Source organism: Alkalimonas cellulosilytica (assembly GCF_036325985.1).
In the GTDB taxonomy this organism is placed as follows: Bacteria; Pseudomonadota; Gammaproteobacteria; order Enterobacterales; family Alteromonadaceae; genus Alkalimonas; species Alkalimonas cellulosilytica.
Map to the genome: position 1 here is coordinate 234,974 of NZ_JAUHLI010000005.1, position 9,395 is coordinate 244,368.

Sequence of the window (9,395 nt, forward strand, 5' to 3'; positions counted from 1 at the left end):
CGCCAACACCCTGTGCCCAAGAGGACACTTATTTTTGCAGCGGCCTCTGGCCGCTTCATCCAATTGTCATAAAACTGCCATAGAGTAGTGCCATAGCTGTAAGGAGCCCTGCTATGGAAACTCATCATCCCTTATCTGAAACACTGCAAGTCCCAATGATCCCGCGTGAACTGAGCTGGCTGTCGTTTAACGGCCGGGTATTGCAGGAAGCTGCCGATACCCGCAACCCGGCCATTGAACGCTTGCGCTTTTTAGGGATTTACTCCAACAACATGGATGAATTCTTTCGCGTCCGGGTCGCTGATGTGAAGCGGCGCATTCTATTGAAGAAGTATCAGGCCAGCCCGGATGAAGATGCCGAGCAGCTGCTGCAGGATATTCAGCAAAAAGTGATTGAGCAGGGAGAGCAGTTCAATCAGATCTATAAAGATATACAGCTGGAACTTCGCAAGCACAGTATTGAGTTGATTGATCATAACCGCTTAACCGAGCCACAAATCGACTGGCTGCGCAATTATTTTCGCACCGAAGTAAAAAAGCACATTTCACCGATCATCTTAAGCAATGAGGAGCAACGACTGGCGCGCTCGCTGGAAGACAACACCACCTACTTGTTTGTTGAAATGAGTGGTCAGGGCAAACCCGAATACGCCATTGTTGAGGTGCCCACCCAGGAATTATCCCGCTTTGTCGAACTACCGCTCGAGCTCAATACCCGCAAGAAAAATGGCCATTACCGCCGTCAACTGATGCTGCTAGATGATATTTTATTGCTCTGTCTGGCCGACCTGTTCAGCGGCTTCTTCGAGTTCGAGCAGATCCAGGGCTATTCCCTGAAAATGACCCGCGATGCCGAGTACAACATCAGTGATACACTGGATCAAAGCTTACTGGATAAAATGTCCAAAGGGATCCGCCAACGCCTGAAATCAGAGCCGGTGCGACTGGTCTACGACAAAGATATGCCTGAGGCCATGCTGAAAGTACTGCGCAAGCAGTTGGGTACCAGCTCGATGGATTCCTTGATCCCTGGCGGGCGCTACCGCAACTTTAAAGACTTTATCAGCTTTCCGAATATGGGCCATCACAGCCTGGAGTTTGCAACCCAACCACCATTGCCAAGCCCGGAGTTTGAGCAATATACCACCAGCTTTGACGCCATTCGCGCCAGCGATATCCTGCTGCACTATCCCTACCAGGATTTTGGCTATTTTACCGAATGGATCCGCCAAGCTTCTTTTGATCCTAAAGTCAGCAGCATCAAACTGACCATGTATCGGGTGGCCAAAAACTCACGGGTGATCAGTTCGTTGGTCGATGCCGTGCGCAACGGCAAAAAGGTTGTTGTGGTGGTAGAGCTCAAAGCACGGTTTGATGAAGAAAATAACATCAACTGGTCACGCAAGATGACCGAAGCTGGCATCCATGTGGTATTTGGCCTGACCACCTTAAAAATACACTCCAAACTGTGTCTGATCACCCGACTGGAACGTGGCAAACCAATGCGCTATGCCCATATCGGAACCGGCAACTTCAATGAAAAAACCGCCCGCATCTACACCGATATGAGTTTGTTTAGCTGTCACCCGGAAATCACTGCAGAAGTGGATCAGGTGTTTGAGTTTATTGAGTACAGCTACCGGGCCTATCAGTTCAATCATCTGATTGTATCTCCCACCTGGAGCCGACCACGCCTGGTCGCGCTGATCCAACGGGAAATTGGCTTTGCCACCACAGGTCGCAAAGCTGAAATTATCCTGAAAATAAACAACCTGGTGGATAAAGACATCATCGCCTTGCTGTATCAGGCCAGTCAAGCCGGGGTGAAAATTCGCATGATCATTCGTGGTATGTGCTCATTGATCCCGGGTGTACCAGGGTTGAGCCAGAACATTAAGGTCGTCAGTGTGTTGGATCGCTATCTGGAGCACAGCCGGGTCTATGTCTTTCATAATGGCGGTGAAACCGAGGTGTATATTTCGTCTGCTGACTGGATGACCCGCAACATCGACCATCGGGTTGAAGTCGGCGTGCCGATCTACGATTTACGCTTAAAGCAGCAAATCCTTGACATCCTGCACATCCAGCTAAAAGATAACGTTAAAGGGCGGCTGCTCGATGCCAGCCAAAGCAACAGCTATGTGAAGCGTGGTAATAAACGTAATATCCGCTCACAGCAAGCTACTTACGATTATCTGGCAGCTCTGCAACAGGACTTGCCAGCAAGGACACCCGATTGAGTCAAACCGATACTTCAGTAACCAGCAGCAGCCTGATGGCCGCCGTTGATTTAGGCTCCAACAGCTTTCATCTGGTGATTGCCCGCGATCTGCATGGCGATTTACAACTGCTGCACCGCGAAAAACAAAAAGTTCAGCTGGCCGAAGGGTTAAACAGCGATCTCATCCTCAGCGAGGAAGCAATGGAGCGCGGTCTGTCGGTGTTGCGACAGTTTGCCGATACCTTATCCGGCATACCGGCCGATGCAGTGCGGGTCATCGCCACCTACACCCTGCGCCGGGCCAGCAACAGCCAGACTTTTTTACGCCGGGCCCGCAGCGTGTTTCCCTACCCGATTGAAATCATCTCCGGCCAGGAAGAAGCCCGTTACATCTACCAGGGGGTGGCACACTTTGAACATGCTGCCGAGCACCGGCTGGTGATGGACATTGGCGGTGGAAGTACCGAGTTTGCGCTTGGGCAGGGTTTTGAAGTGCTGCGTCTTAGTAGCCGCAACATGGGCTGCGTCAGTTACGCCAAAGAGTTTTTTGCCGGTGGCAAACTTTCGGCCAAACGCTTTGCCCGTGCCATCCTGCAGGCCGAACAGGAGCTTGAGTCCATCGCCAGTGCCTTTAAAAAAACCGGCTGGCAGCAAGCGCTGGGTACCTCCGGCTCGGTGAAAGTACTGCGCGATATTTTGCAGCAGCAGCTGCAAAGCGATGGGGTACTGCGTCTTAACGAACTGTTGCAATTAAAACAATTGCTGATCCAGGCTGGCCATATCCAGACGCTGGAGCTGGCAGGCCTGAGCGATGATCGCCGGGCCCTGTTGGCGCCGGCGCTGAGTATCGCCATCGCTGCTTTTCAGATGCTGGATATTCAGGAGATGCAGTACTGTGAAGCGGCGCTGCGCGAAGGCGTACTGAACGAAATGCGTCAGCGCCGTTATGAGCAAGACATTCGTCAGAGCACCATTGCCAGTTTACAACAGCGCTATCAGGTGGATGCAGCGCACAGCGAACGCTTGCAGCGCACCGCAACCAATTTGCTGGCACAAGCCACCAACAGCTGGCAGATCCCAGCCGAAGCACAGCAATTATTGCTCTGGGCCTGTCAGGTGGTAGAAATTGGCTTGCAAATCAACTCATCCGGCATCCAAAAGCACTCCGCTTATATTTTGCAACATGCCAACCTGCCTGGTTTTAACCAGGAGCAACAGCAGCTGCTGGCTTTTTTGGTCCGTTACCATCGCAGCAAATTAAAAGGCCTGAGCCTGCCCACATTGTACCTGTACCCGCCGCATCAGCTCATGCGTCTGCTGGTGCTGCTGCGTCTGTGTGTGCTGCTGAATCAAAAACGCCGTGATGACTGGTTGCCACAGCTTAGTATCGAGGCCAGTGAACATGCCCTCGCCCTTGACTTACCAGCCGACTGGTTGCAGCTGCAACCGCTGCTGCAGGCCGATTTGCAGCAAGAGACCACCTGGCTGGCTAAGGCCGGCTTTCATTTTCAACCACCGCTGCAACCAGAGGAGCCTGACGATGCCTGATGGGAACACTACCGAAACTGCGGCCATCGCAAGCAGACGTTGCCCTTGGCTGGATTGCAGCAAAGCAGATTATGTGGCCTACCATGATGACGAATGGGGAGTGCCGTTGTTTGATGATCAAAAACTGTTTGAGTTTATTACGCTGGAGGCCGCTCAGGCCGGCCTGAGCTGGTACACGGTGCTGAAAAAACGGCCGCATTACCGCCAGGTCTTTGCCGGCTTTGATGCCGAACAAGTGGCGCGTTTTGACCAGCAACGGATTGAGCAGCTGCTGCAAGATCCCGGCATTATCCGGAATCGGTTAAAAGTGGAAGCGGCCGTCAACAATGCCCGCTGTTTTTTGGCCATTCAGGAAGCCTTTGGCAGTTTTGCTGCTTACCAGTGGCGCTTTGTCGATGGCAGACCGCAGGTTAGTAGCATTCGCGGCCCGGAAGATTACCGCGCTACCAGCAAAGAGTCCGATGCCATGAGCAAGGATTTAAAACAGCGCGGTTTTAAATTTGTCGGCTCCACCATCATCTACGCTCACATGCAAGCTTGTGGCATGGTCAACGATCATAGCCTGGATTGTTTTCGTCGCGAGCAGGTGATTGCCAGCTATTCAGCCCTTGGCCTTGGCTAGCTGCGATTTTTTCTTCACCGGTATCACCAACTCCGCTGGCAGACTAAAAGAAAAACTGCTGCCTTCTTTTGGCGCACTGAAAATAATCAGCCGACTATTGTGGCGTGACAGCACATGCTTAACGATGGCCAGGCCCAAACCACTGCCACCATTGGCGCGGCTTCTGGCACTATCGACCCGGTAAAAACGCTCGGTCAGCCGTTTTACATGCTGCGGTGCTATACCATCGCCGTTGTCGTTTACCGCGAACACCGCTTTTTGGTGTTGACGCTTCCAACTCACTTGAATATCACTGCCGGGAGGCGTGTATTTAATCGCATTGGTGACCAGGTTGGAAAAAGCACTGCGTAGCTCCTCGGCAATACCCTTCACTTTCAAACCAGGCTCTATATCAAACTGGATACGATGCTGTTTTTCCCGGTTCAGCGTTTCAGCTTCCAACTGCAATACTACCAACATCGCCGGCACATCCACCACGGTATCAAAATTGCCACGACTACTGGATTCAATGCGTGATAAGGTCAGCAGTTGCTGCACCAGCGAGTCCATGCGGCGGGTTTGTTCCAGCATCACAGGATGCGCTTTGCGCCAAACGCCTTGCTCTGGCAATTCATCGGCTTCCATCACTTCCAGATAGCCTTGCAACACCGTCAGTGGTGTTCTTAGTTCGTGCGATACGTTGGCGACAAAGTCTTTGCGGATTTGCTCCAGCTGTTTTAGATGGGTAATGTCGCGCACGATCAGCAATTGCTCGCTTTCGCCGTAGGGGATCAGCCGGAACTCCAGCGTCAGCTCTTCATTCATAGGCGAGGCCAGTTCTAAGGCGGCTTTGAAGTCACCTTGTTGCAGGTACTGCTGAAATTCAGGGTGTCGAATCAGGTTGTCAATGCGCTGGGCGTGATCGGACGGCCAGCGCAGGCCGACAAGGATTTGTGCCAGTTGATTGCACCAGATGATGGTCCAGTCTTTGCTGAGCACGACAATAGCTTCCGGTAAGGCTTCAGCACCATCGCGAAAACGGCGTACCAGGGCGCGCAACTCTTTACGCTTTTTCCGATCGCGTCGCTGCTGGGTATAGATGCCATCAAACACCTGCTGCCAGACGCCATCCCCGGCGGGTGGAGTTAGTTTTTTATCCTGCCACAACCAACGGTCCAGCATAAAAATATGCTTGTAATGCCACCCCAGCAACACCAAAGCAACCAGCAGGCAAAATTGCCAGGCGGCATCAAACAGCCAACCGGCACCAAGCGCTAGCAGCAAAAACAGTGCGACCCGGCGCAGTACTTTCCATTTTGACAGCGGTAAACGCATGGTCCGATCCCAGACTTAGAGTATTCAGGGCCAAGCCAGTTGGTTGGCCCACGCCAGCATAGCTTACTTCAGTGAAAAACGGTAACCTGAACCCCGTACCGTTTGGATCAGGCGATCATGCCCGGCAGGTGAAATAGCTTTGCGTAAGCGACGAATATGCACGTCGACGGTGCGATCTTCCACATACACATTGGTGCCCCAGACATGATCCAGTAATTGCTCACGGCTGTACACCCGCTCCGGGTGCGTCATAAAAAAGTGCAGCAAGCGAAACTCGGTCGGCCCCATATCCAGCGCTTCGTCTTTGGCACTGACCCGGTGCGAAACAGGATCCAGCTTTAAACCCTGCACTTCAATCACATCGTCCAAACTGGTTGGCGAGACCCGGCGGATCACCGCTTTAATACGCGCCATCAATTCTTTAGGTGAAAACGGCTTGGTGACGTAATCGTCAGCACCGACTTCCAACCCCTTGACTTTGTCTTCTTCTTCACCACGGGCGGTGATCATAATGATAGGGATTTGCCGCGTCAGCTCGTGCTGCTTCATTTTTTTTGCAATCTGAATACCACTGCCACCTGGTAGCATCCAGTCCAACAACACCAGATCCGGGTAAGGCTCTACCAGCTGCTCCAGTGCTTGATCCACATCTTCTGCGGTACTCGCCTGGTAGCCGTTTTGCTCCAGCACAAAACACAACATATCACGGATTGGGGCTTCATCTTCCACCACCAGAATTCTACGTGCCATACTCTCTACCATTTGCTAAGTTCCTGAGTATGCTTATTATCTACGTCAATTATGACAGATTTATGAAAAAAACCGAGCAAGTTAAGAAAATGGCATTCATAGCCACAAAAAGTAACATTATAAATACAAAAAAAGCCCTCCAATCAGGAGGGCTAAATCCAGGGTAACAGGGAGTAACAGGTTTAGAAGTTGTAGATCAAACCCAGTGAGAAACCTGAACTGTTTTCACCAGCCAGGGCAGGCAAGCGGGTATCACGACCGCCGCTGGCAATGGTGAAGGCTGCTGCATCGTCGTTTGAGGTCAAGCCATACACGGCATACATGGTCAAAGCACGGCCAAAGTTGCGATCGACACCGATGGCCAGCATGTTGGCACCAGAATCCGCCAGGTCATTTTTACCGGCTTGATAGAATTGACCGCGCAAAGTGTAGTCTTCAATTTTGTAGCTGGCACCGATACCCCACACATTACGATCACCACCCACCAGGTTGCTGGCATTTTGGTACAAGGCCGCAACTTTGAATTGCTTGCTCACATCGTAGCTGACACCCAAACGCAAAGCATTAGGATCATCACCAGCAGCATTCTCATAGGTTTCATATGCGATGGCAGCATAGAGGCCATTGGCATTGTAGGTGAATGAGGTACTGAACGACTCACGGTCATTCTCAACCGTCGCATCATTGGCGTTGTGTGGTGTGTACTGGAAATCAAAAGTAAAGCCATTCATCGCCGGGCTGCGGTAATGCAGACCATTGCGATAACGGTTATCAAAGCTCATACCAGGGCCACTGGTGATGTTACGGGCATCACCAACACGGTCACCGAACATATCAGTACGGCTGCGTACAGCTTTCAGCGGGGTATCGAAGAAACCCATCCGAACCAAACCAAAGTCACCACGCAAGCCAAGGAAAGAATCGCGGGTCGCAAAGTTACCACCGCTCTGATCGTAACGAATATTTTGCTCCAGCTGCATCACAGCTGTTAAGCCTTCCGCCACTTCCGTGCTGGCAGCAAAACGCAGGCGACTGGAGTTGCTGGACAGGTTCAGACCGCTATCCACGCCATCGTTCAGATGATCCACCGATAGATGGGCACGACCTGATACTTTGACGTTGATATCGTTTGCCAGAGCAGGTACCGCTAACATCGATGTCAGGGCAGCAGCAATCAGGCTTAAGCGCATTGGTTTCATGAGAAATCTCCAGTCATTGTTGTTTGGTGCGGAACTTTAGAGTTCCTAAGTTCTTGTGTTTGCGCGCTCATTATCTGCAGATTTCATGACAGTAAAATGTCAGCTCAATGACGATTTTGTGACAAATGATGCTAGCGAAATTGCTCTGCGGCTTGTTGCATGGCAATAGCCGCCTGCTCTTGCGATTCGGCCGTCTGTGCCAACTGCTGCATGGCCGTCTCGGTTTGCAAAGCTGCCTGCTGGATCTGGGCCAATTGTCGGCTGATCCGCTCTGTGACCGTGTTTTGCGCCTGAGCTTCATCAGCCACCAAAGCTGTAGATTGACGGATCTGGCTGATACCAGCTCGAATTTGATGCAATGACTGCTCGGCAGCAGCGGCACCAGCCATGCAGGCTTCGGCACTTTGCTGCTCCTGACTGAGCGCCTCAGCCGCTTCGGTCACGGTTCGGCGCAGTCGATCGATCATCTGTTGAATTTCGGCCGTTGCTTCCTGGGTATTGGCCGACAAACGCCGAACCTCATCGGCAACTACCGCAAAACCACGGCCATGCTCTCCGGCCCTGGCGGCTTCTATGGCAGCATTCAGCGCCAATAAATTGGTTTGCTCGGCCACCCCTTTGATGGTATCCAGTACCGAGACAATAGCATCAGCAGCCTGCTGCAAGTCCTGCATATTGCTGCCTGACATCGCCACCTGCTCAGCCAATGCCTGCATCTGCTGCGACATGTTCGCAACCTCCTCAGCTCCTTGTCCAGCTTGCTCATCGCTTTGCTGAGCTTGCTCTGCGGCGTGCATCATCTGCTTCGTCATTTCAGCCAGAGCCTGCATCATTTGCTCACTTTGTCGCTGCAGATCTTCCAGCTCAACGCGCTGCTGTGAGGCCTGTTGCTGTGACTCCAAACTTATCTGCACATTCTGGGTTGCAGAACTGGCAGTATGGCTGGCGCTGTCTTTTAATTGCGTAATCAGGTTGGCAAAGTTACTGAACAACTGGTTTAAAGCCCGGCTGATATCACCGGTTTCATCCTGACGCAATGCGGTAAAACGTTGCTGCAAATCACGCTCTTTGGCGCTGTACAAAATCATCTGACTGAGCTTTACCAAAGGCTCCGCAAGATAACGCGCCCAAAAACTAACAATCAGTGCCGACAGTGCACCTAGGATCAACACCGCCAACAGCACACTCAGCCAGATATTTCGGGTGAGCTGCGCCATGGCGCCAAAGCTTTCGGCAGGGGCCTGCTGGGTAAGCAGTGCAAAACGTTGCTCGTCCAGTAGCATTGGCTGCCAGCTCATCAATTGGCTCTGCCCCAGATAATCCTCAGCCAAGTCTATGCCTTGCTCTCCGTTTAAGGCCCGCTGGACGGCTTGCATCTCAGTCAATTGCAAAATACCTGCAGTGCGTCCGAGCCGCTGCATCCGGGAGATATCCAGGCCTTGCGCCGCCATGCCAGACAGCAGTTTCTGATCCTGCTGCAACATTGGCCGCAACTCAGTCAACAGCAAGCCATGTTGATCAACCAGATAGGCTTCACCCGTTTGACCTAGGCCTATAGTCTCCCATGCTTGTCCGCCAGTCATGATACTGGTGTAGATCTGAGCTGGAATTTGGGCAATCAGAAAACCCACTGCGCGCTCTGGACTATGCACCGGATGGTAGACCGGCCCCCCCATAAAGCTGTCTCTTATACACAAATATCCCCCAGTTTTTACTGGGGGATTTTTTTTGAACTCTTCTT

At 52.0% G+C, this 9,395-nt stretch carries 7 protein-coding genes; 3 read left to right on the forward strand and 4 right to left on the reverse strand.

Going from position 1 to position 9,395, the window contains the following annotated elements:
• Positions 1-113 precede the first annotated feature (113 nt).
• From ppk1 to QWY20_RS06935, 3 genes are read left to right on the forward strand one after another with little or no spacing between them, the layout of a single operon-like run.
• Complete coding sequence (gene ppk1, locus QWY20_RS06925; RefSeq protein ID WP_330128296.1) at positions 114-2,240, forward strand: polyphosphate kinase 1; 2,127 nt, start codon at positions 114-116, stop codon at positions 2,238-2,240.
• Positions 2,237-3,769 carry a Ppx/GppA phosphatase family protein gene (locus tag QWY20_RS06930; protein WP_330128297.1) on the forward strand — a complete coding sequence of 511 codons (1,533 nt, stop codon included), beginning with the start codon at positions 2,237-2,239 and terminating at the stop codon, positions 3,767-3,769. Before ppk1 ends, QWY20_RS06930 begins: the two co-directional genes overlap by 4 nt.
• A complete protein-coding gene (locus tag QWY20_RS06935; RefSeq protein ID WP_330128298.1) occupies positions 3,762-4,391 on the forward strand; it encodes a DNA-3-methyladenine glycosylase I in 630 nt (209 codons plus the stop codon). The genes QWY20_RS06930 and QWY20_RS06935 overlap by 8 nt, the downstream gene beginning before the upstream one ends.
• Here QWY20_RS06935 and phoR read toward each other — a convergent pair.
• The 4 genes from phoR to QWY20_RS06955 form a co-directional block, all read right to left on the reverse strand.
• Entirely contained in the window at positions 4,371-5,705 is a 1,335-nt protein-coding gene (gene phoR, locus QWY20_RS06940) for a phosphate regulon sensor histidine kinase PhoR (protein WP_330128299.1), read from the reverse strand. The two genes, QWY20_RS06935 and phoR, sit on opposite strands and share 21 nt — an antisense overlap.
• A 63-nt stretch (positions 5,706-5,768) precedes the next feature.
• Positions 5,769-6,455 (reverse strand): phosphate regulon transcriptional regulator PhoB, encoded by a 687-nt coding sequence (gene phoB, locus QWY20_RS06945; protein ID WP_330128300.1) that lies wholly within the window; start codon positions 6,453-6,455, stop codon positions 5,769-5,771.
• Between the two features lie 182 nt (positions 6,456-6,637).
• Positions 6,638-7,654 carry a porin gene (locus QWY20_RS06950; protein WP_330128301.1) on the reverse strand — a complete coding sequence of 339 codons (1,017 nt, stop codon included), beginning with the start codon at positions 7,652-7,654 and terminating at the stop codon, positions 6,638-6,640.
• Between the two features lie 131 nt (positions 7,655-7,785).
• Positions 7,786-9,395 (reverse strand): methyl-accepting chemotaxis protein (locus QWY20_RS06955; protein ID WP_330128302.1); only part of this gene is annotated, 1,610 nt, incomplete at its 5' end.